The sequence below is a fragment of the Clostridium sp. UBA5712 genome (assembly GCF_002419845.1).
Classification (GTDB): domain Bacteria; phylum Bacillota; class Clostridia; order Clostridiales; family Clostridiaceae; genus Clostridium_J; species Clostridium_J sulfidigenes.
The window spans coordinates 32,735-57,018 of the sequence record NZ_DIGW01000011.1; the positions used below are offsets into that span (position 1 = coordinate 32,735).

Consider the following 24,284-nt stretch of genomic DNA (forward strand, 5'->3'; position numbering starts at 1 on the left):
TATAATATGAAAATTACACTTCCCAATTACTTCTTACAGACAGTATATTATTTAAGAAGAGTGTGAATTAATTATACGCCCATATCATCTATAAGCCATGGTGAATTTTCATCTTTTCTTATAACAAAATACCACCAATCATATATCCCACTATTTTGGGGACTCGCTCCATCATTTTTATACTTTACTTCATACTTTACTTTGTAAACTTTAAGGTTATTTTCTGTTGTTCCATTTGTACTACCTCGTCCATTATGCAAATAACCTTCTTTAACTTTTTCGTTCATTTCCTCTTCAATGCTTATTATCTTAGTGCTGTCCAAATTATCAAAGCCCCAAACTACATTTGGAGCGTTGAAATGCTCTGTTAAAGTAGTTAATAACTTATCTTTATTTTTTTCATTTTCATACTTAAAATAATTCTCTACTACAGTTTGAGCAGAATCACCTTTAGTATCAATTGACCTATTGCTCTCACTTGAGCAACCGACAAGAAGGATCAAAGTAATAATAATAAGCATAACATTGAAACTTATATTTCTCTTCATAATACCCCTCCTATGAATTAACTTTTTCTTTTTCCCATTATAATACATTCCCATTTGAAAACATAGTTGTATATACTTATTGTAGCATAATTACAATAAAATGTATGTATATAAAAAAGCACCCCTATAAAGAGATGCTTTAAATATTGTCTTTTACTATTTCTTACATTAAATAATTATTTTAACTCTTCCATAATCCTTTTAATATCAAAATCCTTATCTTGGATTTTATAATATTTTTCCTTATGCTGATCTTGTTCTCGAAAACCAATTACGTTATCATCATAAAATGTAATAGAAAATACATCTTTAGTATAAGTAGTGTATTCATCTTCATCATAGCTTGCCATAAAATTAAGACTAAATTTAGACCAATCCTTAGGCCTCCTAGCTTTTTTATAAGATAACTCATCAATTATACTGACTAACTTATTTACTTTGTCATCTTCAGTATTATCTATCCAAGTTGAATTATCTAGTAAATCTGAATCTATTTCATCTTCTTGTCTATAGGTATAGTCATATGCATTTACTTGTTTATAGGTGTAATCATAATTATTTTTTGATATTAAGTTATTTGTAGGAAAAATATATGGTATGTCAATCCATACAATTATAGCAAAGAAAATAAAAATAACTATTCCCCAAATGATTTTTTTCTTATTCACAAATAATCCTCCTAATTTTATAAGGTAGTTTAAAGATGTTTCACTTATATTTTATAGTTTCAATATTGTATACTTATTATAGCATAAATGCTATATAATGTATGTTTATATTTATAAAAGTTACTACTATAAATAACACTTTCTATCTCACAATTAGGCACTTCAATTTCTACACTTCCTAATGTCGGTTGCAGTATTCCAATTAAACATTTTAACGTAGTACTCTTACCAGCATCAGTAGGTCCAATATGGATTAGCAAATATTTATTCTATACTCTCATTTCCAAGATATACTACCGTTTCTTCAGCATTATATAAATTCATTATCTGTTTTCTTAATTTTGAAGGATATAATGGCTCATTCATAAGATTTTCAATAGGTAACCAATCAAATCCAATTTGATTATAATCACCAGTAATTTGAGCATCAGGTATTTCTTTGATGTACTCACACAAAAATACTAAATCAACTCTATGAAATGACTCCCCTGTTACTCCTTCAATTACAAATTCAAGGGTTTTGGGTTCAACAATCAATCCAAACTCTTCTTTAACTTCTCTTCTAACAGCCTCTTCCAAAGTTTCTTCAGATTCTTGACCACCTCCAGGCATTATATAAAAAATATCACCGTTATCATTGATTTTTGATGCTAACATTTTCCCATCTTTAATAATCAATGCCTTTGCAGAATTACGTATTTTTCTTTCCATTCTCTTACTCCTTTTATATCTACAAATATAAATAATATTTACTTGGTTCTATCCTATAATTTTTCATTTGCAAACATGGTTACATATACTTATTGAAGCAGAATTACAATAAAATGTACGTATTTAAAGCATCCTATCAACTATTTCATTTATAGCATCAATTACTATCTGAGGCTTATCCTTCTGTATATAATGACAACAATCTTTAACCATGATGTGTTTACTATAATCCGATAATGTTACTATGTCATTTTGATAGTTTAACCAGGTTTCTTCCGAAATGGCAGCAGACTCTTCACCTTTATGGTCAGCAGTAAGTACAATTATTGGAATATTCCTTAAAGCATCCTTTTTTCTTATTTCTTTTACTTGCTTAGCACTTATTAATAATTTATCAAAAGTTTGCTCTTCTCCAATCAATTGTTTTCTCACCATTTCTATTTCTTCAGCAGAAGAACGGTTTACCCTATCTTCAAATTGATTTTCATGTGAACAGTCAATAAATATAATACCAGCTAATTCTTTAGGATATGTACCAGCAAATAATCTTGCATTATAGCCTCCTATTGAGTGTGCAACTATAATATAGGGTGCTTTAACCTTTGCTTTATTTAAAAGGGTATGTAACTCGTGAACTTGCTCTAAACTTGTTCTTGATAAATCACCTATAGCACTATTTCTCAGCTGTGCTCTATCATAAGAAAATGTTATTGTAGTTTTTGAAATTTCTTGCTGAACTAACTTCCAAACTCCATTATCATCGCCTAAACCTGATTCAAATATCACAGTTGGCGTTCCTTTTACCTCACATTTATATTTATTTCTATTATCTTCAACATTCCAATGACATTGATTCTGTTTCCAATTAACATCCTGACTTGCCAAATCTCTATTCGTACTTCCTCCACTCAATGCTTTTACTCTATCGTCCATATTAGTACCCCTTTCATAAATTCCTATTTTAAAGTAATTTTAATAAAAGCACCCCTATAAAGAGATGCTATAAATATCGCCTTTTACTAATTCTTTATATTAAATAACTATTCCCCAAATGATTTTTTTCTTATTCACAAATAATCCTCCTACTGTTAAAGCGTGTTGCAGAATTTTTTGCAACACGCTTATTTCTGTCGATTATATATTAAACTATTTTTTACCAAAAGACATAGTATATTCCATTTCTTTTGTATCCTCATGAATACGTTCATCTACAACTATAAAATCGTTTTTATCATAGAAGTTTATTGCTCTTTTGTTTTTTGTAAAGACATCTAATAGGAGATATGGATACCTAGATTTACAATGATCTATCAGTTTCTGTCCTATACCTTCTTTTTGATATTCTTTTTTCACAAAAATTCCTGCTATATAATTTTGTTCTACAATTCCTATAAAACCCTTTATAATATTATTTTCTTCATAAACATAAATATCAGCAGATGGCAACATTTGTTTCACCATATCATAATTTTTAATCCAGTATTCTTCCGGTATAAAACTGTGAGCGTTAATGTTAGTTTCAAGCCAGATTGCCATTACATCATCTAATTTACTTATATCAAATTTTTTAATCATTCTATTCTCCTTCATTTTTAAAAATATTAAAAGTAAGAGTAGAATACACTCATGAAGTTCACCCTTTCTATTGCTTTTCTAATAATATATTTTATACTATTAGAAAACTCTATTAAGTTAAATAAATACTATTAACTATATTACATCATATCATATTATTTAGTATTTCTTATTATATTTTTCTTATTTCTTCAATAATCTAATCAATAAACTTTAATTTATATTGTTCTATGGATATACATTCTTGTCAGATTTTTTTCACCCTCGGCTTGGACCATACACAGAAACTCCCAACCATGACGCTCATAAAAAGACGTGTGGTCTGTAACAAGATAAAGTGTATCAACATTTTTTTCTTTCATATCATCACATACATAGTTCAGCATTTTACCAGCAATTCCTTGACAGCGATAATCATCTTCCACATAAACAGCACATACATTAGGAGTTAAATCTTTTCTGTTGTGAAAATCATTTTCTATTACACCAAGTCCACCTACAATTTTATCTCCTATTATTACTATATACCATTGTGGAACAGCAGTTTTATTTTTCATACATTCATCTATGCTTTCAATATATGCTTCAAGGGGAATATTCCACTTTTCATGAAACCAATTTGCCGCGTAGTTTTTCAATTCAGGGTATTCCTGTAATTTTATAATTCTATAATTGCTCATTTTTCACTCCTTATAAATTATAATTTTATTTTATAAAATAAACTTCTTCTATCTTTTATACTTTACTTTTACAATTCTTATTATTAGCTTCTACTAATTCATAATCTACTTTCTTTATATTACACTTTCCTTTTTTATTGGTTCAATAATTCATAATAGTATGAAGGCACACCATCCTCTTCAAACTCCTCAAGCATCCTAAATCCCACACTTTCTAAGACACCTTTAGATCTTGTGTTATTTTTATATGTGAATGCACATAACTTGCTGACATTATATTTTTCAAATACAATGTGGCAAAATTGTGTTAACGCATTCTTACCAATCCCTTTACCCCAATATGTCTTATCAAATATAACTATACTTACAAATGCCTGTTTCTCATCAGCTTCATCGATTCCATAACACCAGATATCACCTATGTATTTATCATCAAAATAAATAACCTTCCCAAAACTCCTTGCACCAGGCTTTAATGATTCCTCATACATCTTAACTGCTTGGTCTAATGTATTCCTTTCAAATGGAAACATAGCTTCTACTTCTTCGTCCTGGGATTGTCTCCAAAATATTTTTACATTTTCAAGTTTGCGAGGTTTTAGTGATAAATTTTCCAATTTTACATTCCTCCAATTATAATACATTCCTCTCGATTTATACCTTATTTCATATATTTTCTTAGATATTTTCCTGTATAGGATTCATCACACATTATAATATCCTCAGGGGTTCCCGCTGTTACTATTTGACCATCATTTTCTCCTGTATCTTGGCCCATATCTATTATATAGTCTGCGGTTTTTATCAAATCCAAATTATGTTCAATTACCTTTTTTAGTGGCATATTATCTTATAATCATAGCTTATGTCAACATTACTTTTTACCATGTTCCAAACAGGGCATAACGACTCTTCCATCAGTTTTATAGTCCTTTCGATCTCATCAGTCTGTACGTCCTTTGATGCAATTTCAAATATTAAATGTATACTTTTAAAATATGTAGGATAGATTTCTCTTCTTTCACCTGAAGCGATTACTTTTAATTCAGATACAGTTTTGTTCATCTTCCTAAGCAATAAAGCTAAGGTCATCCCACTGCAGGTTGCCAGACTCATAAGAAATAGCTCAAGTGGAGTATACCCATCGCCATCCACGGAATCAATGATTATCTCCTTATTATAACGTGATACCCCTGAAAATTTCACCTTGTCATTTATAAGATCTGCTGTTACTGTCAAATTATTACTCACAATAAAACCTCCTAAAATTACATTTATACTATTTGATAATATTTTATTTTTTTACAACTATGTATTAACTCACAAGAAAAGTACAATATATTTACTACTTTATTGCATACACTTTTCATACATTTGGTAATATATGCTATTTTTCTAGCATTGTTTATTATAAGTCTATTTTATTCATCATATCTTTCATAAAATCCAGTGATTAAGCTCATAATTCATTTTATCTGGCTTAAACACATTAGAAACAGCTTCTGCAACTATCGACATTTCTTCAAGGTGTTGAACCTCTGATACCATCCTAAGATAACATATCCAGTTTCAAGTTCCATAATAAAATATGGATCATTTGCAATATTCTTTTGTTGTTCACATATCTTGCATTGCATATTATAATCCCCTGAATAAAATATAAATTTTATACTTCTAATTATTTTGCAACTATTTATTTACAATCATAATTATAATACTTATTATAGCATGATTACAATAAAATGTATTTACATAAAAAAAGCACCTCTATAAAGAGATGCTCTAAAATAAATGGCTTCAATTTTTAATCAAAGCCATTAAATAATTTTATTCCTAAATAATCCTGACAATCCTCTAAAACATACATAGGATCAGTATGTAAAGTATTAATGTCTAAATATCCATAGGTTGTTTGTCATTAGTAATAATAACAATAAAATCACTAAGATAGTTCCTATTGTTGCAATTATATTTATGAATTTTTGTGCCTTAACACTATTTTTAAATGCTTTTTCAATTCCTTTATATATCATTAATCCAATTATTCCGCCTAAAGTATTATTAATTATATCTGTAATATCAGAAGCCCCAACATTTAAAATAAATTGGAATACTTCACATATTAAACTAATTAAGAAAAACAAGAAAAGTTTTTTTCCAATACTCCATCTTTTAAATAAAATTCCTGCATATATACCAAGTGGTACAAAAATCACTACATTCATAATGATTTCACTAAAAGCAATTTTACCATTTAAGATTAAAGGTTCACTAAAAGGAATTAAGTTTATACTTCTCATATTTCTCAAAGAAGGTAATCGTACATTAAATTTAAATACTATAATCCAAAATAATGCAATCAAATAAATTATAAATAATACATTAGTTAACTTGTTTGTTTTATTATTATCTTTCATATTGTTCCTCCAATGTTTTGCAAATTCATGTTTAACCATAAGATTATATAAATAACTACTAGTTCGCATTTTTTATAATTATTCATTTACAATTACTTATTATAGCACATTATAACAAACTATATCAAAATACAAAAGCACCTCTATAAAGAAATGCTCTAAATATGGCTTATTATATTTTATAACTAAAAGTGAAAATACCTAACAACAATTTCATTATCTTTCATTGCAACAATAGAATAAATTGTATTTAACCTTTAACATATTTTCCATCTGTTTTTATCCACATTATAGCATATTTTCAAATACCGTACTGTTCAATTTTCTAATTACATATATGTTACATCATTTAAGAAAAATGTAACATAATTACAGCTGCTATTAGTTCTATAATTTTACTAATAATCTATTTTTACCCTAAAATACTTTTCAAGTGTGTCATCAATTTCTTCTTCATTTTTTAACTTGACTTTCTTTATTACTTTTGCATTTTCATAAAATTTTAAAGTGTTGCCTACAAGTGTAATATTAGATGTATCAGTAAAAATTGATATCTTTTTATAACCAGTAAAAAGCGATTGTTGATGTTTTTCACAGAAGAAAGAAGGCATGACATAATCAATGTCCAGTTGAGGTTCTTCTGTAAAACCATAAACTCTTTTCCAACTCTTACCTTGCTCCTTCTGCCAAAAAGTATGTCCATAAAAGTCATCATGCTCAAATATATATTCACTTCTCACCCACACATCACATATATAGATACCATCATTCGTTGTAACTTTAAGTATACGATGGCTTCGCATCTTAATAGTAGTCTCATCATTCGCAAAACGCCCTGCTAAATTTGTAACATTAAATCCAAGGCTTTTTAACAAATTACTATATAATCCGTTTAACTCAAAGCAATACCCGCCCCTATGGTTTAATATCATTTTTTGAATAAGTCTTCTGCATTAAGAGACAGCGGAACTTGATTTAAAATATCCAAGTTTTCATATGGAATATTTTTTAAGTGAACAATTTGTAATTTATAATTTTAGTTCAAAATCTCCTTTAACCCTGAATTTCTTTGCCATGAATGATGCTTATAATAGGAAATTATCTTTACATAAAGTGTTATAAATTTCATGCAACAATAATTTTACTGCTTTTACTACCTTTAAGACCTCCCTTGTGAGCTTTGCGAGGCATAGTTAAAGTTGTACTTTTTTTATGGTCGTCTTTAAAAAGTTCTCTAAAAAAGCCTCGTCAATTTACCACAACATAGTGATGTACAATTCAAAAAAACTTGAAATATTATCTAATCTATTAAATATATTGGAATTTGTTAGCTTAGCATTATGCTCATTTTCTTTGTTGATTTTTTAGAATGATATAACTAAAAATCAAAGTAATGATATATACAACAATAAATACAGCAATGGCATAAATATCTGTAGGATAAGGAGAAATTACCTGTCTGCATAATAACGAAATCGCAATAGAAATTGGCATAAATAAACCAATGGCTAAATTAGCGAAGTTTATTACAAGTGGTATTTTTGATTGAGAATATATCTTTCCAATGAAGTAACCTACAATACCGACAATTTGTATAATCATTCCACCCCAAATAGCTTCAGCAGATTGCTCTTCATACCAAACGCCAAATGCGCAAAATAAACCGATTGCTAAAAATGCTACAGAAGATATTAATAAAATTTGTGCGGTAACATCATTTTTGTTCCCTTGAAGTGTAATTTTGCTTATGCTGATCTCTTGTTCATCTTTCAAAAGATAATCTGTTGTTACATCAAAAATATTGCTTATTTGTACAATTTTTTTCCATATCGGGATTTGATTCACCGAGCTCCCATTTTGAAATAGCTTGTCTTGATACATTAATTTGTGTAGCAAGTTGTTCTTGCGACATACATTTTGATTTTCTTAATAATTGTAGTTTTTCCCCAAATGTCATAAAGACCACCTCCTGTTTTCTTGCTTTTAGTTTAGCATTTTGCTCAGTTGCATTCTACCAAAGAGACCTTGAACTTTCGCAACTGCCAGTTGCAGGTCTTATTCAAAGCTATTTCCAGATAAGTATACTTGTCACGTCATTTAAGAAGATAATGAACTAACTAAACTCAAATTATGATTATTCTGTATGGTTGGTATCGTCATTACCTGAACATATTTCAATAAGGTTTCCTTCGGGGTCTGCAACATAGCAGATTCGCATACCATAAGATTCAGTAGTAGGCCTATAAATTGGTTTTGCTCCTGCATTTATAACACATTCAAATTCCATGTCTACATCAGAATACTTAGGAACATCAAAACAAATCTCCATATTACCGTTTATGCCTTTACTCCAATGAAATACCTCAGGTATAGAATTTTCAAAACATAAGTTTAAAGATTATGATAAATTTAATGTTAAAAATTTTGCATTTCAGGATTTTGAGTGTCCTGCTAATTCATTTGACCTCATCTTTTCAGCATCAGCCTTTCACTAGATTCCTGAAGATATAGGATATACCAAAGTATTTGACATACTAAAAAGCGGTGGTATTTTTGCACGATTTGCTAATCACCCATACAAAGATAAGAAACGCAATAACATACATATTGCATTTGAAAATATATATGCAAAGTATAGCCTGATTCATTAGGTGGAGATGAATATAGTGAGGAAAATGCTAAAAATATAGCAAATATAGCTTACAAATATGGATTTATAGATGTAAGTTATAGACTCTATCATAGAACAAGAACTTTTACAGCTGACGAATATACATCATTATTGGGTACTTATTCAGACCACATTGCTATTGAAGAAACCACAAGAATGAAATTCTTTGATGAAATAAAAGAAACAATTAATGACAACAGTGGTATTATTACTATATACGATATAATAGATTTACAACTTGCAAGAAAACAATAACTTCCTGTTATGAGAATAACAGGAAGTTCGCTAAATTCCAATTTATAGAATTAATTTACCCACTTTTGCTCTTAGAGGGGGTTTTGTCGAAAATGTTGGCTCTCTCCCTCAAAGAACATAATTTAATCTCTACTTCGCATATGCTAAAATTATTCATTTAAATCTATTTGTTAAACTGGAATATATATATTATATAATTATTATTAGTACCATACTATCCAATTTTCAAAGAACAATTTATATAAGGATGTATGGTTGTCCTACACACTAGGTCTGATATACTTGAATTACGACGTAAAATACCGTGCAACTCATTTCTGAACAATACGGTATTTTCATAAATTATTCGATTTTATTTTTAGTGAGCTACTTATATCTTTTACAGCTTTACATTTCAATTACTTCACTATATTGAATGTCATTCTTATAATTATCAAGAACTATTTTTCTAATATCAATAATTTCATTTGGAAGATCATCTATTTTAAACCATCTCAATTCTGAGCATTTATCTGGTTCTATGACTTTAGGTATACCATGATACTTATTAACGACAAAATAAATATCATAATAAGTCCTTCCTCCATTGTTGCTAACACGATGAGATAGATGAACAAAAGATAAATCTTTAATTTTCACATCAATCCCTAACTCTTCTGCACATTCTCTTACAACAGCCATTTTAGCCGTTTCACCTTCATCCACATGTCCACTTGCTGCTATATCCCACTTCCCGTCTTGATAACCAGTATTTTTTCTACGATGCAATAAAATTTGTATAGTATCATCTTTCTCTTGTAAAATAACTGGAAATATTGCTGAAAATGACTTAAAATGTTTTCCCATTTTTCACCTCTTCAAATTATTTATTAAAATTTATTTTTCTTATACTCGTCAATTCTTGATTTATTATCATAAGCAAGTAAATACTCATTATATTTAGAAGCATCATAGTTTTCTCCTAATTTTTCTTTTACTTCATTTACTGAAAGTCCTTGTCTTTGATCAAAAGTGGAACAGGGATATTTGTTACATTCTCCACAATGATTTAAATTTTCTTCTATAACGCATTTTCTTACAGGACAATTGGTATCAATAAGTTTTCGATTTTCTTTTTCACATCTACATCCATCACAATGTATATCTTCTGCTAAAATATCAAGGTCATAATAATCCTTCCATGCTTTTGAAAGTTCTTTTCGCTGGTCATTTTCTTTTATATTTGGTTCAAATGCTTTGCATAAGTCGCAACAATATCCACATCTTGTTATATTCATGATAATTACGCTCTCTTTCTATTTGGTTTTTTCTTTATAAATAATAATCTTTCTATATCTGCGATTACTGTGTTATTTATTGCATCTAAATATAACCATTTCCCATCATGATACTGGCGAGTATTATCATAGAAATTATTAATATATTCAGAGAAGTCTTTCCTTGAAGTTTCAAATTTTTCTCGTTCATTCTTTCCCAATATAATTAAAACTTTCATACCTTTTTCTCTTGGATACAACGCACAAAATGTTTTTCCACTCTTACGATATTTTAATTCAAAAACACCTGTTTTCCCGCCATTATCCCATAGCATATCCATATCATAATTATCCTTAATGAAGTTATTGATAGAACACCAAGTTTTAAATACATCTTCTTCCATTAATTGATTCAATTCCTCTTCTGTTGGTACTTTTTCAAGCATAAGTATATCCCCCTTTTTATAAATTTGAATAATTGAAACTTATATAATCATCATTGTCTCCTATAGATAATTATGTATATTTATTACCTTGATAGGTTCACAATTTATTAATATTGTGTAATAAGTTTACTTTAGATTATGCTTATACCATACATAGTGAATTAATGTGAATTGCAAAATTCATCTAATGCAATGAGCAACATTTTATATCCGGTCTTATGCTGCCAAAATGATTTATTCTGATTCATTACTATATTTTTAAATTCATCATAACTTATGTATTTTACCGCCTGTACTTCTTCTTCCTGCACAGTGACCTCGTCAATATCAAAATTTGCCTTTAATACAAAAACATCATAAAATTCATTATCAAAAAAAGCTCCATTTTTTTCTATCATAGTTTCCTTGAACGTATAAAGATATTCTACAGAATTCATGAAAGGTGAAATATCCAGCCCTAATTCTTCCTTTGTTTCACGTATTAACGTACTTTCAATGCTTTCACTGCTCTCAATATGCCCACTGACTGATACATACCACAAATTAGCGCCTGCATCTTTGTCCGCACTACGTTGCTGAATTAATAGCTCATTTCGAGAATTTAGAATCCATAAGTGTATTACCCTATGGCATATCCCATTCTTATGAGCTTCGTTTCGCTCAATTATTGCACCTGTTTTTTCTCCATATTTGTTATATACATTAAAATATTCCATATATGCTCTCCTCCTGCATTTATAACACGTTGAAATTCTATATCTACATCAGAATAGTTAGGAACATCAAAACAAAGCTCCATATTGCCATTTATGCCTTTATTCCAATGGTATACCTCAGGTATAGATTTTTCAAAACCTTCTCTTATGCATAAAATAAAATGATGAATTTGTCCTTCCATTTCAATAGCTGTAAATCCACTGCCATCCCAATTTAAATTTAATCCCATTACATTTTTATAAAATTTAACCATGGTTTCCATGTTATTGACATATAATCCAATTGCTCCAAATCTCATTGTTATACCTCCGTTAATTCAAATAATCTTTTAGTTTACCACAAATTATAATTATTCACTTACATTTACAGTTTTATATACTTATTGTAGCATAAATACTATATAATGTATTTTTATATTTGTAAAAATTACTTCTATAAAGATATGCTCTAAGTAGCGTATGATCAATTTTTCATATTATTTAAGTCACAAAATAAAAAATACCGCATAATTCACTTCTGAATAATACGGTATTTAAAATGCTACTATCTTCTAGGGTTTTCAAAGGAAGGTGGTGTTGGGTTTGGAGCTTCATGGGAAGGTCCTGGAGTTGATAAATCAAAATATAACTTAGAATCTTCAGTAACTCCAAAATCCTTATTTGAACCACTCTTTTGAACTTTATTTAAAGCCTCTCTAAACAATGCGTTATGAGCTTCTTCTCTATTAAGTAAAAAATCTATTGTTGCTCTTACTTCTTTATCCTCTATCTGTCTATAGAGATATTCATAAACAACCTTTGCTCTTTGTTCAGATGCTATATTAGATAGTAAATCTGCAACTAAGTCTCCCGTAACAGTTACATAATCTGCTGTCCATGGAGCACCTGATGAGTTAATAAGTACAGGTGATAAACCACATTGTACATGTGTTTGAATTTCTCCATTACATACTTCAGTATTATTAACATCATGACCATTCAAAAGATTTATAGTCTGTGCAACCATTTCCATATGGCTAAGTTCCTCAGCTCCTATATCTAAGAATAAGTCCTTTATTTCAGGATCTTTTATTCTAAAGCTCTGAGAAATATACTGCATAGCTGCTTTTAACTCACCATTTCCTCCTCCTAGTTGTTCTTGCATTAGTACTGCATACTGAGGATTTGGTCTCTCTACTTTAACTTCATGCAACAATTGCTTTTTATGTTCAAACATTCTACTTCCTCCTAATAATATATTTTTATTAAATTTATTATTAGCAAAGTTTCAGTGTAATATTCTACACCTTTACCATAATACGGTATTAAAAATAATAATATTTGATTATATCTTTATTCATCATTGAAAGTATCTACTTTCGAAACCTAAACTACCTATAGAAATAGATGATTTATTAATTGGAAGGATGGTCAATGGCTTGAACATCTAATTCCAATGATTTCAATGATTTCGTTCTTCTTTCTCAAATTGGTCTTTGCCATTTAAAATGATATCAGCTAAAGCCTCTGCATTTTTATAATAATAAGTGAAACCTTCATCTCTTTCAAGAGATTCATCATTTAATTCTCTTTCAATAAATTCAATACATTCATTTAGCCGTGAAAGTGTCACATCCCAAAGAAACTGTTTGTAATCAGGTTTATATAACAATTTATTATATATGCTTTTTAGGAAAATCTCTCTATATTCATCTGTCATATAAAATGGAAAAGGAAAAAACTTCTCTGATCCGTGGGATATTAAACGCGCAATATCCAAAGAATAAGGCATAATACCTGCAAATGCCCAGTCTATTAAAACAATACCTTCATTGCTTTCTATTGCATTACACTGCAAGAAATCCCCATTACATAAGGTGCGTGGACATACTAACTGTCTATCTAAAAAAACATCATATGCAGAAAATAGTTTCTGCTCATTTATAAGACATTTTGACCTTTTATTTATTCTTGTCCAATATCTTTCAAATCGGTTGTCCAACTCATTATCTTTAAAGTCATTTTCCTGCCAGTACATATTAAAAATACGAGAAAGACTATCAGCACATCCATAGGCCATGTCTTCATTAAACATTCGTAAATCCGTTCCAGCAATATATTCAATTAATATCCACCTCACGTTGTTAAAATAAGCCCACCCCTCAAGTTTTGGCACAGGTAGATTTTTATTCTCAAGAAATTTTTCATAAACTTCCACCTCATATTTATCTGTCTTTTTCAAAATATATGTCTTATCATCTGATATTATTTTATAGACATTATATGTCCTGTCAACACCTTCTCCGTTATCGTGAAAACGTTCAATATAAATTTGCTGTGAAAGTGTTACATTAATTGCATGAAGAACACTCTTCAACATATATATATGGTTTATGTCTCTTATTTTTTCTGTATATACCCCTTTCATTGGATACCCCCCTTTTGTATGGTGAACAATTTCTTACAATAGACATTTATATTTATTTTACCTAGTTATTTACGATTTTTGTTACAATTTTATTTAATCTATACAACAAATATTATCAGTAATTATTCATTAATAAGGCCTTTTTCTTCCATGAATTGAATCTATAAAACCTAAACTACCTATAGAAATAGATGATTTATTCATTTGAATAATGGTCAATGGCTTGAATAGCAAACTCCAATGATTTAATCCTTCTTTCTAAAAGCGTTCTTTGAGGACTTCCAACCTTAGACTTAGCATAAACTCTTTCAATTGATGGGAGTAAACCAGTAAGAATATTTCCAGCTTCAACTAATTCTTTCTCATTGTAATGGTGGGGTATTTGATTCCAAACTTTCTCTAGCATTGCCAACCCAATGTGAAGAGCTTTAAGCCGTTTTTTTATTAATGTAGTATTTGAACCTTTTTCTGTCATCTGAGCCAAGGCCTTTTCGGATTTACTGATAGTTGACTGGAAGGATTTTATTGATTCCAATTTACATTCATCTGATATATTTTCCATGTTAGTGCTCTCCTTTTTTCGTCTATTAATTATTTTGATTCACGAGGTTAAACCATATTTGGTAATTTTCATAATATGTATTTATATTTGATTATATTAGCTAATATATTTAAAATACGGCTTAACTACCTCTTATTTATACTTCATAATCTTAGTATTTACTCATAATCTGCAAATATCAGCTAAAGCATTAGTAAATAGTTTCGGTTGATCAAGCATCATAAAGTGACCAGCTTCTTTTATAATAAACATTTTTTTGTTTGGTGCATTAATTGAATCAAAATAACGACTTGCTATTGTATGCGGGGCTTGAAAATCTCTGTCCCCAAGAATATAAAAAACAGGTATTTCATAATCACGACTTTCTTCATATAAACTATGTGAAAATAAAAAATCCCAAAGTTTTTTATTACTACTCATCCCTTTAAATAAACTTACAATATCTGACAACCTGAAAATTGGGCTTTTAAGTAATGTTTTTATTATAGGAATAAAATTCATTCCAACCTTATACTTTCCTTGCAATATTCTAATTCTTTGTAATTTCTTTATCATAGGTTTTTCGTAATTTTTTTCAGGATAAACCCCTATTTTTTCAAGGCTGTCTAAATCCTTTTTATTGCCCACTTTTATTATTAATTCCCTTACTTTTTCGTAACCAATCTTTTCATTCTCCACTATATCTATTACTTGTCCTGCACCGATGTAGTATAATACCTCTTGAGGATATTTCAGCACAAATAATGTTCCCAGTACACTTCCCCAAGAATGACCTAAAATAACAATCTTCTCCTTGTTATATTTCTTTTTCAAATAATTAACTATTTCAAATAAATCATCTATTAATTCTTCACAAGAAGGATAGTTACTATTTCTTTTCGATTTGGTTAATGTTTTTCCTGCACCTCTTTGATCCCAATGAACAATGTTAAAAAAACTTGATAATTCTTTTTGAAAAGCATATGCGAATGTTGACTCTGGCATTCCTGGACCACCATGTAAAAACAAAAGTACAGGAAGTTCAGCACTGATGGTGTGGTGTAACAAGTATTGTTCTATTCCATTGATTTTGATATATTCTGAAGAATAATCGTTTTGTTTTTTCATAACTTACACCTCCTCTATAAAAATAATCTCTATTTCTGAACATACTGGTATTTCAACATTATTACTTATAGTTGTACAAATTTTATTTTACTACCTCACCATTATATCCACCAGTAATTTCAATAATGTTATCATCAGGGTCTTTTAATTGAAAATAATAATATGGTGTTCTGGAATAAAAATATTTTATATTAGTAATCTTCGTTGATATATTTAAACTTATAATCCTATCGTATTCCTTTTGCAAATCTTCAATCCAAAAATTTAAAACAAACTTATTTTTATTAGGTGCACTTGTTACACCAGTGAAATCAAATTCTTTATTATATTTGCCTATACTTATTATCTTATCAGGATTTTCTTCATCGAAGTGTGGATTAAGCATAGATATGTTGTGTCCTTCAAAGTGAAATTCTGCAAACCTATTTTGATTTCTACAACTTACTTCTATATCAAGCAATTTACTGTAGAAATCTATAGATTTATTAATATCTGCTACAACAAGATAAATGGAACCTAAATGTAACATAAAAAAATCCTCCTCTACTTCTTTTTCCAACGTTTCAAATTTGGCATATACTTCATCATTTTAGCTCGTGCAGTTTCTGCATCTGGACAATCGTCCCTTATTCTAAACGGAATACAGCTTTCAATCATTTCTTCCAAAGTTTCATCTTTTATAAATCTACCATTAGAAAAACAATAACAGCAATAGTCTTCATTACTTGAACTATCTGAATTTTTTCCAAGCTCCTTCTCATCTTCTAAAGACATACCACAACTTTGACATATTTTTTCTCCATAGTTAATCTCTCCTATCAATATTTAAATTGTTAATTATGTCTTATTATACCATTTTAAAATTGACACCTGTATGTCAACTTTAAAAATAATTTTCATAAGCTTCTTTAAATCTATTTGCAACTTCACTTTTTAATGATTCAGGAGAAATAACTTTAGCATGATTCCCAAATGACATAATCATCCCATAAAGCCACTCATCTTTAGGATAATTCAATGATACAGTAAAAGTTCCATCCTCATTAGATTTTATTTCATGTTCTTCAAAATAATCAAATACTTGATATGCCATACATTTATCTATTTTCATAGAAAACGAAATTTTATTTTGCGGAGAATCTATATATTTATCAATTTCTTCTTTATCCTCTATGTTAAGCTCCTTCTTTTTAAAAGACTCATCAAGACATTCAACTCTTTTCATTCTTGACAATTTAAATACTCTAATAGCCTGTTTTTCTTGACAGTACCCTCTTAAATACCATGCATGTCCTTTAAACCAAAGTTGTATTGGCTCCACTTTACGAGTTGAAATATCTCCAATTCTACCATAATAATCAAATTTTAAAACACGTTTTTTCACTATTGCAAATTTTACTCTTTGAAATAATTCTTGATGTTGATTACTCCAATCAGAAAAATCTATCGAAATCCAATTTGGATTTTTTATTTGAAATAGCCCAGATAATTTAACTAATAAATCATTAATAGTGCCTTTTTCTACCTCTTGTATACTTTGAATGGCTGCTAAAATTTGAATCTGTTCATCTTCAGATACAATACTTTTTTCAAAAACAAAATTATCAAGTATTGCAATTCCTCCATACTTTCCTTTTTTAGCGTATATAGGAATTCCAGCCATACTTAACGTTTCCACATCACGATAAATAGTTCGTACAGATACTTCAAAATGTTCTGCTAATTCACTAGCTTTTATACATTTTTTTTCTGATAGCAAATACATTATTTCAAATAATCGCTTCAATCAATCTCCCCCCAAAATGGTGTACAACTAATCAATTATCAACATTAAATCCTCTCCTGCAGGATATCTATATTGTACATAAATTGAATAAAACTTACCACAATAGAATTATATGGTAAGCTTTGTATAAGGTATCTTCTCTATATATTTTGTCATAACAAAAATATTTTAACCGTGATTATAAGCTATATGTTCTGAACCGAAAAACTTAGGATTCTCACTACTTATCATTTCAAAAATATTATCATTTAAAAAACTAGGTAATAAATATATTTCCTTTAAATTATTTATATCAATCCATTCACTTTTAAGTTGCATATCATCTATTTCTGTAGGATTAATAGTTTTGTCATTTTTTAATTTACATATAAAAATATGGTACATTTTATGAATATATTCAGGATATAACTCTCGTATTTTAGGGCTATCACATATTTCTTCATATAAAGCAGAAAATCTTATTGGTACAACATTGTATCCTGTTTCTTCAAGACATTCTCTTATAACAGCCTCATGTAAAGTTTCATATATATCTTGTCCTCCACCTGGCAATGAATAATAATTCCCATTATTCTCATCAAAGCACTTGTTTAATAAAATTTTATTGTTATCTATAATAATTGCTTTTGCTGCACTTCTAATGCTCATTTTTACCTCCATAAAAAAACTAACTGGTTGTTAAAATACTCTTTGTCTGACACTTAAAAAGAACTTCATCTTTTCATTTTAATATCTCGCATGACTTATAAGCAATATAAGAAAAATACGAATTACTTAATTTTAGATTATGCTGAAGATCTATTCATCATCATTAAAAAACAATGCTAAATTCTTTGAACTTTCCATTGCTTTCATATCATCTTTAGATGATATATTATTTGTATTATGGCTATAAATAATTGGTGCAATATCCCTAGAGTTCATATGATGTAAAATTGTACATGCTGTAGTGTAGGCATCTTCAATACGTCCATCCCCACCTCCAACAATTATAACTCCACCTTTTTTTTCTTTATTAATAGGTTTTATATTTTGAAAATGTCTTGCACAAAAATATGTTTGTAACCTGCTTGTAATAGCCAGTAACTGACCTGTTAATTGAGAAAAGTAAAGTGGTGATGCAATTAATATGTTGTCACATTCTTGAATATATTTATAAACTTCTTGCATCTCATCGTTTATACAGCAGCCATCATTTTGCCAACAGTATCTACAATCAATACAAGGATGAATATGGCAATCATATGCATCTACTATTTTATATTCACCATCTAAATATTTAATAAACTCGTTTATCAAAGCCATAGTATCACCATTTTTTCTAGGTGTGCCACTAAAAATAAGAGTTTTCATTAATCAATACTCCTCGTATAATAAGTTTATAGTCAGTTAAATGACTGCTATAAACTTATTTATTTTTATATTTTAGTATAGATAAGAATGTGTCTGTGTTTTTCTGTGGGGATTCTCCTGCAATTATTCATTTGTAAATTCAATCTACTAACTTATTGATAAACAATTTCATGTCGCTTTCAAAAATAGATAACCCCTGAAACCCGCATGAACACAACAACTAGTTTTATAGTTAAATATATCCATAGTTAAATAGGTTCATATTTTTATATTTAAATAGTTCTCTATATCCATTTTTACCTATATAAATAGGTAAATATACACCTATTTATATTTAAAACTAGGCAAGGATATTTTTTTCATTTTAATATCTCACATGACTTATAATCAATATAAGAATATTGTGTATTAATATAACTTCTGATTATGATTATTTTGCGGGTGTTAGAGGATACTTATTCATTGATGTATATTTTGATACTCGAAATCCGAGATTTTCATATAATGGTTTCCCTTTTTCAGTCGCCATTAAATCAACTGCGGCAACGCCTAATAGCTTTGCTTCCGATAAAAGTTCTGTCATAACTTTCGTTGCAATGCCTTTTCCTCTATATTGAGGGTATGTAAAAACATTGTATACCGTACCTACAAGATATGATGAAAACGCTATTATCGGAGGTCTTTCCACGATTGACATAAATGCAGTTGCTAATACTTCATTTTCATTCTCGGCAATGATAGCAATAAATCCCTTGTTAAGGTGTTGAGTAAAATATTCTTCTAACTTCATTCTAATATCTTGCACCTCTTCCGGAGAATACACACCTTTTTCTGCAAACAGGTAATCCATACGAATATTTATGAGGAGGTCAATATCCTCTTTAACCATTTTTCTTACTTTCATGTTTTGCACCACCTTATATTTATAATCTTCAGTTCGTACTTTCCTTTGAATTGCTACATAAAAAATATCGCATATCCTCGTTGAGTAATACGGTATTCACATAGATTATTCTATTTATGCTTAGTCGTTAAATGATAAAAATACGAACAAGCTAACCGATAAATTGGAATTTGTCAGCTTAATATATTGCTTATTTTGAAAAGTACTACTTTAACTGCTTCCTCATAACAAGCCCTTGTTCAGTCTCAAAAGACACATTAAATCCACTTTTTTTATACATCTCATAATGGCCGCCAAAATCTGATGACTGATAACTAGATTCTTTGTATGGGTATGCCTCCACAAAGTCAAATCCATCCTGGACCGCATCCTTACACACACGCTCCAATAGCAGTGTGGCAATGCCTTTTCTTTTCATCTCCGGCGCAATCACGAAACAAAATATGGATTTCACCTTTATGCCCGTGTTGGATTGCTCTAAAGGTACATAATCCATAAATCTTCGCCAACTAGCGCATTTCAAACAATCTGATTTCGTATTTGCGTTGCACCATCCAACGACTGTATCACCACTATAAACAAGATAACCTTGAATGTTATTGCCTTTAACATATTGTAAGGCACATTCTCTTCTTTTCGCTACTGTTGAAAGATCTTTGCCCTCATAATCATCGTTACACCAACACACACAATAACATTTATGCTCGTCCACATTGTTATCGTGTGGCGTAGTGTCAAAAAAATGCACGTAATCTTCTGCAAGCTCTGGTATTAACTTGCGTATCTCAATATCCACTCATTTACCTCCAGTAATATAAATAACTTACAATTCAAATTCCTGTTTATCTGTTTGTTAAATAGGTATCACTACTTCGCAATATCTACAAAATACGAATTAAAACACAGTAAAATTCACTTCTGAATTAATACGATATCCTGATTCCTTGACTTTATTTTCTCTCTACAATTTCACCATTACTTTTCAAAATACTATTCTCTGGAATATAGCCTCTTACAGAACTTAATGGATAAACAATACTATCTTTTCCTATTATTGTCCCTGGGTTTAAAACTGAGTTACATCCTACTTCAGATGAATCGCCTACAATTGCACCAAATTTCCTTAAACCAGTTTCAACAATATCTGTACCATATTTTACTTTTACTAATGTTCCATCAGACTTTAAATTGGAGGTTATTGCACCTGCCCCCAAATGGGCTCTATACCCTAATATTGAATCACCAACATAATTGTAATGGGGAACCTGCACTTTATTAAAGAGGATTGAATTTTTAATTTCAGTTGAGTTTCCAATTACAACATCATTACCAATGATAACATTGTCTCTAATGTAAGCAGAATGCCTGATTTCGCAATTGTAACCGATAATCGCTGGACCGTTTATAAGAACACTTTTTTCTATAGTAGTGCCTTTTCCAACCCATACAAATTCCTTTATTCTTTCAAAATCGCTTGGCAGATTTTTTGCGTATTCAAAAATGAAATCCTTAATTTCTGTAAGAGCTTCCCAAGGATACTTAATCCCACAAAATATTGCTTGTGCATATAATTCACTCAATGTAAAAAGTTCATCAACAGAAATCCCCATAATAATCCCCCTTAATATATTTTATAATAATTAATTGATTTCACATCAAATCCACTAGGATATTCATTATTTTTAGTAATTCTAATACCTAACGGCAATTTATATAAAGCCATATTTTACCCCTTTCACATAATAATGATACATATTATATATTTTAAAATATCATACTATTCAGAAATTAATATCCATATTTTAAGTAATTGTAACTTTTATTAAGTTGCTAGATATTTAAAGAAATTTGTCCAGATATATAGAAATGAAAATAAATAAGTACTAAAAATATTACAGTTACACCTATTAGATATATAATTTTTATTAATCTTATTTGTATTGGACTTGCTTTCTTTAAACTTTTTTGAAGTTTGGGTGTTAGTAATAAGAAATAAAATGCTAATGCTACAATGTAATAAATACATGCAATAATTATAAATAAATATTTCTCAATCATGTATATTCTCCCCCCTGTAATACTAATATAAATACAATTTATATGGCTTAGAATCAATTTAAGAAAATTATACCACATCATATTGAATATTCATCCATATATCTCACAAATTTAGTAATTAATATTTTAAATACTATACTATTCAATTTTCAAAGATCAAACTTTCTTAATTAGTTAGCAATACTGATATACTTTTCATGTTAGTGATCTCCTTTTTTCATCTATTAATTATTTTTATTGGTCACCTCACTCTTTATAATTATATTTTTTTTACCATACTATATGATCTATAGCCTCTTGGATCATTCTCTTTTACCAAAACTACCTTGTATCCTAATTTTTCGTAGAATTTTTCTGCTTGAAATTCTACTGTACCTAGATTAATACTATAAACATTTAGCTCTTTTGCTTTTTCCTCTATTTTACACATAAGATTTTTACCAATTCCATTTCCCTTACATTCTTCATCAACTACAAGCCAACCTATATACATTGAATCTTCAGTAATGCTCCCATGAACTCCTCCAACAAATTTATCATTATCTAATGCAACAAACATTATATTTCTTTCTTCCATTGGATAAATATTATTATCTCTATTAAACTTTTCTATTCGATTTAATAAAATAGAATTATATTTATCTACTTTTGCAGTCACAACCATAACTTGTATCTGTAAATTACTTTTTATATCAAAATCAATATTCTTCAAATAAAAATATCTAGTTGTTCTTGGTGTCCTTTCTGTAGTTCCTCCAATATCAAAACCAATAGACTTAAAATCTTCTACTCTAGATTCAACTTCTGTATATAATTTCATGCCTATTGCTTTATTTTTATAATAATGACTAACTTCTGAAATCAACTTTTTTAAAACATCAATGTTCTCATAAAACATACTTCCAATACTTACCCAATCCCAAGAATAATTTATATATACACTTCCAACCAATTTTTCACCATCAATAGCATAAAAATATTCAGTTGATAAATCTTTTTCGCCAATATGTTTTAAATTATAAGCTCTTAATTCTTTTATCAGTTCATCTTTATATTTAAAATTTTTATCTTCTATATACCTCATTTTATCCCTCCAAAGGTCCATAAATTTCTTGTATCAGACAATTAAAATAATAATATAAAATTTATCTCATATTTATAGAAAAAACTACAGCTACTTATAGTACGGTTCTCGTAACAGTTCTATCGGCGTGCTTAAGCAAAATTTATTATTTATCATAACTCATGAATCTGTCTTGAAGATATAATAAGTATTAGCTACCGCAAATTACCATTTGGCGTTTTGCATTTTTAAAAATGAAAATATAAATGTATGTAACAACTATACTCCTAATATAACTAATTATTTACAAAGTCAATAATCAACTTATTAACCATATCTGGATTATCTTGATTTGAGTTATGCCCTGCATGATGAATAAAATAAAATGTACAATTGCTATCATCTTTTGCCCATGCCTCAGCAATTTTTTTAATATTGCCTGTTTTGTCATCTGAACCACAAAGTAACAACACAGGTTTTTTAAACTTAAATTCCGGATCATAGTGAAGACATCCTGTTAAATCTGTTATTATATCAATAAAGGTTTTTTTATCTATCCTTTCAAAGCAATCCCTAACGTATTTCTTTACACTAGCTTTGTTTCCACAAGCATTGGCACTCTGTTTTATAAGTAACTTCCATGGATAGCAGTTAAATATAAACTTGGTACATTTCAGTGAACACTTTTCCATAAATGTGAGCTTACCTGTGTTTTTGGTACAATCAATCAGCACTGATTTCTCAACTAGTTCTGGATAATAATAAGATATTTCCTGAGCCAGATTTCCCCCCATTGATTGTCCTATAAGAATCGCTTTATCAATATTATAAATTTCATATAATTTTTTGCAGTCGCTAATCATTTCTTTAAACTGAAATTTTTTCCCTTGCTCCAATTTAGATAAACCGTGCCCTCTAGAATCCCATGCAATTAAATTGTAAGTATCGTCAAATGCCTTAAATTGTTCATTGAACATTTCATGATTAACACCTGCTCCATGAAAAAATAGCACCCATTTATTTGTTGTTCCCTTTCTATACCAGTAATGAATCTCACAATTCAAATTTTGAAATACCAAATGTGTGACTTTATCCTCCATA

General features: G+C 29.1%; 34 protein-coding genes and 1 pseudogene. 1 reads left to right on the forward strand and 34 read right to left on the reverse strand.

Annotation, left to right across the window (positions count from 1 at the left end):
- Window positions 1-71 precede the first annotated feature (71 nt).
- The 14 genes and pseudogenes from B3B03_RS06345 to B3B03_RS06415 form a co-directional block, all read right to left on the reverse strand.
- The gene (locus B3B03_RS06345) at window positions 72-548 is read right to left on the reverse strand and encodes a DUF4829 domain-containing protein (RefSeq protein WP_346876743.1); all 477 of its coding nucleotides are present in this window, start codon (window positions 546-548) and stop codon (window positions 72-74) included.
- Window positions 549-724: 176 nt separating this feature from the next.
- Entirely contained in the window at window positions 725-1,216 is a 492-nt protein-coding gene (locus B3B03_RS06350) for a hypothetical protein (protein ID WP_346876744.1), read from the reverse strand.
- 264 nt (window positions 1,217-1,480) lie between these two features.
- Window positions 1,481-1,927 carry an NUDIX domain-containing protein gene (locus B3B03_RS06355; RefSeq protein ID WP_346876745.1) on the reverse strand — a complete coding sequence of 149 codons (447 nt, stop codon included), beginning with the start codon at window positions 1,925-1,927 and terminating at the stop codon, window positions 1,481-1,483.
- A 123-nt stretch (window positions 1,928-2,050) separates the two neighbouring features.
- On the reverse strand, window positions 2,051-2,860 hold the full coding sequence (locus tag B3B03_RS06360; RefSeq protein WP_346876746.1) for an alpha/beta fold hydrolase: 810 nt from the start codon (window positions 2,858-2,860) through the stop codon (window positions 2,051-2,053).
- A gap of 213 nt (window positions 2,861-3,073) precedes the next feature.
- The gene (locus B3B03_RS06365) at window positions 3,074-3,502 is read right to left on the reverse strand and encodes an N-acetyltransferase (protein ID WP_346876747.1); all 429 of its coding nucleotides are present in this window, start codon (window positions 3,500-3,502) and stop codon (window positions 3,074-3,076) included.
- A gap of 218 nt (window positions 3,503-3,720) precedes the next feature.
- Complete coding sequence (locus B3B03_RS06370) at window positions 3,721-4,182, reverse strand: GNAT family N-acetyltransferase (RefSeq protein WP_346876748.1); 462 nt, start codon at window positions 4,180-4,182, stop codon at window positions 3,721-3,723.
- A 134-nt stretch (window positions 4,183-4,316) separates the two neighbouring features.
- Window positions 4,317-4,799 (reverse strand): GNAT family N-acetyltransferase, encoded by a 483-nt coding sequence (locus B3B03_RS06375; RefSeq protein WP_346846851.1) that lies wholly within the window; start codon window positions 4,797-4,799, stop codon window positions 4,317-4,319.
- A 44-nt stretch (window positions 4,800-4,843) separates the two neighbouring features.
- Window positions 4,844-5,026: a hypothetical protein gene (locus B3B03_RS06380; protein ID WP_346846850.1), complete on the reverse strand. Its 183-nt coding sequence runs from the start codon at window positions 5,024-5,026 to the stop codon at window positions 4,844-4,846.
- Window positions 5,017-5,433 carry an OsmC family protein gene (locus B3B03_RS06385; RefSeq protein ID WP_346846849.1) on the reverse strand — a complete coding sequence of 139 codons (417 nt, stop codon included), beginning with the start codon at window positions 5,431-5,433 and terminating at the stop codon, window positions 5,017-5,019. Before B3B03_RS06385 ends, B3B03_RS06380 begins: the two co-directional genes overlap by 10 nt.
- A gap of 635 nt (window positions 5,434-6,068) precedes the next feature.
- Window positions 6,069-6,599, reverse strand: a complete 531-nt coding sequence (locus tag B3B03_RS06395) for a VanZ family protein (protein ID WP_346876749.1) — start codon at window positions 6,597-6,599, stop codon at window positions 6,069-6,071.
- A gap of 398 nt (window positions 6,600-6,997) precedes the next feature.
- Window positions 6,998-7,587: pseudogene (locus B3B03_RS06400) on the reverse strand (arylamine N-acetyltransferase family protein).
- A gap of 356 nt (window positions 7,588-7,943) precedes the next feature.
- Window positions 7,944-8,372 carry a hypothetical protein gene (locus B3B03_RS06405; RefSeq protein WP_346876750.1) on the reverse strand — a complete coding sequence of 143 codons (429 nt, stop codon included), beginning with the start codon at window positions 8,370-8,372 and terminating at the stop codon, window positions 7,944-7,946.
- Between the two features lie 19 nt (window positions 8,373-8,391).
- On the reverse strand, window positions 8,392-8,556 hold the full coding sequence (locus B3B03_RS06410) for a helix-turn-helix transcriptional regulator (protein WP_346876751.1): 165 nt from the start codon (window positions 8,554-8,556) through the stop codon (window positions 8,392-8,394).
- A 177-nt stretch (window positions 8,557-8,733) separates the two neighbouring features.
- Window positions 8,734-8,928: a hypothetical protein gene (locus B3B03_RS06415; RefSeq protein ID WP_346876752.1), complete on the reverse strand. Its 195-nt coding sequence runs from the start codon at window positions 8,926-8,928 to the stop codon at window positions 8,734-8,736.
- Between the two features lie 453 nt (window positions 8,929-9,381).
- Between B3B03_RS06415 and B3B03_RS06420 the strand changes: the two genes are divergently transcribed.
- The gene (locus B3B03_RS06420) at window positions 9,382-9,525 is read left to right on the forward strand and encodes a hypothetical protein (RefSeq protein WP_346876753.1); all 144 of its coding nucleotides are present in this window, start codon (window positions 9,382-9,384) and stop codon (window positions 9,523-9,525) included.
- 387 nt (window positions 9,526-9,912) lie between these two features.
- Here B3B03_RS06420 and B3B03_RS06425 read toward each other — a convergent pair whose 3' ends face one another.
- The 20 genes from B3B03_RS06425 to B3B03_RS06520 form a co-directional block, all read right to left on the reverse strand.
- Complete coding sequence (locus B3B03_RS06425; protein WP_346876754.1) at window positions 9,913-10,371, reverse strand: NUDIX hydrolase; 459 nt, start codon at window positions 10,369-10,371, stop codon at window positions 9,913-9,915.
- 23 nt (window positions 10,372-10,394) lie between these two features.
- Window positions 10,395-10,802: a DUF3795 domain-containing protein gene (locus B3B03_RS06430; protein WP_346876755.1), complete on the reverse strand. Its 408-nt coding sequence runs from the start codon at window positions 10,800-10,802 to the stop codon at window positions 10,395-10,397.
- A gap of 5 nt (window positions 10,803-10,807) precedes the next feature.
- Window positions 10,808-11,227, reverse strand: a complete 420-nt coding sequence (locus B3B03_RS06435) for a DUF3788 domain-containing protein (RefSeq protein ID WP_346876756.1) — start codon at window positions 11,225-11,227, stop codon at window positions 10,808-10,810.
- 161 nt (window positions 11,228-11,388) lie between these two features.
- Window positions 11,389-11,943: an NUDIX hydrolase gene (locus tag B3B03_RS06440; RefSeq protein WP_346876757.1), complete on the reverse strand. Its 555-nt coding sequence runs from the start codon at window positions 11,941-11,943 to the stop codon at window positions 11,389-11,391.
- Window positions 11,892-12,242 (reverse strand): VOC family protein, encoded by a 351-nt coding sequence (locus tag B3B03_RS06445; protein WP_346876758.1) that lies wholly within the window; start codon window positions 12,240-12,242, stop codon window positions 11,892-11,894. The genes B3B03_RS06440 and B3B03_RS06445 overlap by 52 nt, the downstream gene beginning before the upstream one ends.
- 245 nt (window positions 12,243-12,487) lie before the next feature.
- Window positions 12,488-13,159 (reverse strand): manganese catalase family protein, encoded by a 672-nt coding sequence (locus B3B03_RS06450; RefSeq protein WP_346846838.1) that lies wholly within the window; start codon window positions 13,157-13,159, stop codon window positions 12,488-12,490.
- A gap of 225 nt (window positions 13,160-13,384) precedes the next feature.
- Window positions 13,385-14,350, reverse strand: coding sequence for a phosphotransferase (locus B3B03_RS06455; RefSeq protein WP_346876759.1), 966 nt, complete (start codon window positions 14,348-14,350; stop codon window positions 13,385-13,387).
- Window positions 14,351-14,546: 196 nt separating this feature from the next.
- The gene (locus B3B03_RS06460) at window positions 14,547-14,912 is read right to left on the reverse strand and encodes a hypothetical protein (protein ID WP_346876760.1); all 366 of its coding nucleotides are present in this window, start codon (window positions 14,910-14,912) and stop codon (window positions 14,547-14,549) included.
- A gap of 162 nt (window positions 14,913-15,074) precedes the next feature.
- Window positions 15,075-16,019, reverse strand: coding sequence for an alpha/beta hydrolase (locus B3B03_RS06465; RefSeq protein ID WP_346876761.1), 945 nt, complete (start codon window positions 16,017-16,019; stop codon window positions 15,075-15,077).
- An 82-nt stretch (window positions 16,020-16,101) separates the two neighbouring features.
- Window positions 16,102-16,548, reverse strand: a complete 447-nt coding sequence (locus B3B03_RS06470) for a VOC family protein (protein ID WP_346876762.1) — start codon at window positions 16,546-16,548, stop codon at window positions 16,102-16,104.
- Window positions 16,549-16,562: 14 nt separating this feature from the next.
- Window positions 16,563-16,841, reverse strand: coding sequence for a zinc ribbon domain-containing protein (locus B3B03_RS06475; protein WP_346876763.1), 279 nt, complete (start codon window positions 16,839-16,841; stop codon window positions 16,563-16,565).
- Between the two features lie 61 nt (window positions 16,842-16,902).
- On the reverse strand, window positions 16,903-17,805 hold the full coding sequence (locus tag B3B03_RS06480; protein ID WP_346876764.1) for a YafY family protein: 903 nt from the start codon (window positions 17,803-17,805) through the stop codon (window positions 16,903-16,905).
- Window positions 17,806-17,973: 168 nt separating this feature from the next.
- Complete coding sequence (locus B3B03_RS06485; RefSeq protein WP_346876765.1) at window positions 17,974-18,453, reverse strand: NUDIX domain-containing protein; 480 nt, start codon at window positions 18,451-18,453, stop codon at window positions 17,974-17,976.
- A 150-nt stretch (window positions 18,454-18,603) separates the two neighbouring features.
- On the reverse strand, window positions 18,604-19,158 hold the full coding sequence (locus tag B3B03_RS06490) for a flavodoxin family protein (protein ID WP_346876766.1): 555 nt from the start codon (window positions 19,156-19,158) through the stop codon (window positions 18,604-18,606).
- A 430-nt stretch (window positions 19,159-19,588) separates the two neighbouring features.
- Window positions 19,589-20,062 (reverse strand): GNAT family N-acetyltransferase, encoded by a 474-nt coding sequence (locus tag B3B03_RS06495; RefSeq protein WP_346876767.1) that lies wholly within the window; start codon window positions 20,060-20,062, stop codon window positions 19,589-19,591.
- Window positions 20,063-20,267: 205 nt separating this feature from the next.
- Entirely contained in the window at window positions 20,268-20,858 is a 591-nt protein-coding gene (locus tag B3B03_RS06500) for a GNAT family N-acetyltransferase (protein ID WP_346876768.1), read from the reverse strand.
- A 154-nt stretch (window positions 20,859-21,012) separates the two neighbouring features.
- The gene (locus B3B03_RS06505; protein ID WP_346876769.1) at window positions 21,013-21,672 is read right to left on the reverse strand and encodes a UDP-N-acetylglucosamine pyrophosphorylase; all 660 of its coding nucleotides are present in this window, start codon (window positions 21,670-21,672) and stop codon (window positions 21,013-21,015) included.
- 220 nt (window positions 21,673-21,892) lie between these two features.
- Window positions 21,893-22,120 carry a hypothetical protein gene (locus B3B03_RS06510; RefSeq protein ID WP_035131546.1) on the reverse strand — a complete coding sequence of 76 codons (228 nt, stop codon included), beginning with the start codon at window positions 22,118-22,120 and terminating at the stop codon, window positions 21,893-21,895.
- 259 nt (window positions 22,121-22,379) lie between these two features.
- Window positions 22,380-23,204, reverse strand: a complete 825-nt coding sequence (locus B3B03_RS06515) for a GNAT family N-acetyltransferase (protein WP_346876770.1) — start codon at window positions 23,202-23,204, stop codon at window positions 22,380-22,382.
- Between the two features lie 275 nt (window positions 23,205-23,479).
- Window positions 23,480-24,283, reverse strand: coding sequence for an alpha/beta hydrolase (locus B3B03_RS06520; RefSeq protein ID WP_346876771.1), 804 nt, complete (start codon window positions 24,281-24,283; stop codon window positions 23,480-23,482).
- Between the last annotated feature and the right edge of the window lies 1 nt (window position 24,284).

What these genes read in the sequence shown, in the direction of transcription:
- B3B03_RS06435 (WP_346876756.1), bottom strand. Translation starts at nt 11,227, where the DNA reads ATGCTTGAAAAAGTACCAACAGAAGAGGAATTGAATCAATTAATGGAA.
- B3B03_RS06505 (WP_346876769.1), bottom strand. Translation starts at nt 21,672, where the DNA reads ATGGGGATTTCTGTTGATGAACTTTTTACATTGAGTGAATTATATGCA.
- B3B03_RS06380 (WP_346846850.1), bottom strand. Translation starts at nt 5,026, where the DNA reads ATGCCACTAAAAAAGGTAATTGAACATAATTTGGATTTGATAAAAACC.
- B3B03_RS06515 (WP_346876770.1), bottom strand. Translation starts at nt 23,204, where the DNA reads ATGAGGTATATAGAAGATAAAAATTTTAAATATAAAGATGAACTGATA.
- B3B03_RS06430 (WP_346876755.1), bottom strand. Translation starts at nt 10,802, where the DNA reads ATGAATATAACAAGATGTGGATATTGTTGCGACTTATGCAAAGCATTT.
- B3B03_RS06415 (WP_346876752.1), bottom strand. Translation starts at nt 8,928, where the DNA reads ATGGAGATTTGTTTTGATGTTCCTAAGTATTCTGATGTAGACATGGAA.
- B3B03_RS06465 (WP_346876761.1), bottom strand. Translation starts at nt 16,019, where the DNA reads ATGAAAAAACAAAACGATTATTCTTCAGAATATATCAAAATCAATGGA.
- B3B03_RS06365 (WP_346876747.1), bottom strand. Translation starts at nt 3,502, where the DNA reads ATGATTAAAAAATTTGATATAAGTAAATTAGATGATGTAATGGCAATC.
- B3B03_RS06485 (WP_346876765.1), bottom strand. Translation starts at nt 18,453, where the DNA reads ATGAGCATTAGAAGTGCAGCAAAAGCAATTATTATAGATAACAATAAA.
- B3B03_RS06395 (WP_346876749.1), bottom strand. Translation starts at nt 6,599, where the DNA reads ATGAAAGATAATAATAAAACAAACAAGTTAACTAATGTATTATTTATA.
- B3B03_RS06470 (WP_346876762.1), bottom strand. Translation starts at nt 16,548, where the DNA reads ATGTTACATTTAGGTTCCATTTATCTTGTTGTAGCAGATATTAATAAA.
- B3B03_RS06410 (WP_346876751.1), bottom strand. Translation starts at nt 8,556, where the DNA reads ATGACATTTGGGGAAAAACTACAATTATTAAGAAAATCAAAATGTATG.
- B3B03_RS06440 (WP_346876757.1), bottom strand. Translation starts at nt 11,943, where the DNA reads ATGGAATATTTTAATGTATATAACAAATATGGAGAAAAAACAGGTGCA.
- B3B03_RS06490 (WP_346876766.1), bottom strand. Translation starts at nt 19,158, where the DNA reads ATGAAAACTCTTATTTTTAGTGGCACACCTAGAAAAAATGGTGATACT.
- B3B03_RS06360 (WP_346876746.1), bottom strand. Translation starts at nt 2,860, where the DNA reads ATGGACGATAGAGTAAAAGCATTGAGTGGAGGAAGTACGAATAGAGAT.
- B3B03_RS06495 (WP_346876767.1), bottom strand. Translation starts at nt 20,062, where the DNA reads ATGAAAGTAAGAAAAATGGTTAAAGAGGATATTGACCTCCTCATAAAT.
- B3B03_RS06520 (WP_346876771.1), bottom strand. Translation starts at nt 24,283, where the DNA reads ATGGAGGATAAAGTCACACATTTGGTATTTCAAAATTTGAATTGTGAG.
- B3B03_RS06355 (WP_346876745.1), bottom strand. Translation starts at nt 1,927, where the DNA reads ATGGAAAGAAAAATACGTAATTCTGCAAAGGCATTGATTATTAAAGAT.
- B3B03_RS06370 (WP_346876748.1), bottom strand. Translation starts at nt 4,182, where the DNA reads ATGAGCAATTATAGAATTATAAAATTACAGGAATACCCTGAATTGAAA.
- B3B03_RS06425 (WP_346876754.1), bottom strand. Translation starts at nt 10,371, where the DNA reads ATGGGAAAACATTTTAAGTCATTTTCAGCAATATTTCCAGTTATTTTA.
- B3B03_RS06450 (WP_346846838.1), bottom strand. Translation starts at nt 13,159, where the DNA reads ATGTTTGAACATAAAAAGCAATTGTTGCATGAAGTTAAAGTAGAGAGA.
- B3B03_RS06345 (WP_346876743.1), bottom strand. Translation starts at nt 548, where the DNA reads ATGAAGAGAAATATAAGTTTCAATGTTATGCTTATTATTATTACTTTG.
- B3B03_RS06455 (WP_346876759.1), bottom strand. Translation starts at nt 14,350, where the DNA reads ATGAAAGGGGTATATACAGAAAAAATAAGAGACATAAACCATATATAT.
- B3B03_RS06445 (WP_346876758.1), bottom strand. Translation starts at nt 12,242, where the DNA reads ATGAGATTTGGAGCAATTGGATTATATGTCAATAACATGGAAACCATG.
- B3B03_RS06510 (WP_035131546.1), bottom strand. Translation starts at nt 22,120, where the DNA reads ATGATTGAGAAATATTTATTTATAATTATTGCATGTATTTATTACATT.
- B3B03_RS06460 (WP_346876760.1), bottom strand. Translation starts at nt 14,912, where the DNA reads ATGGAAAATATATCAGATGAATGTAAATTGGAATCAATAAAATCCTTC.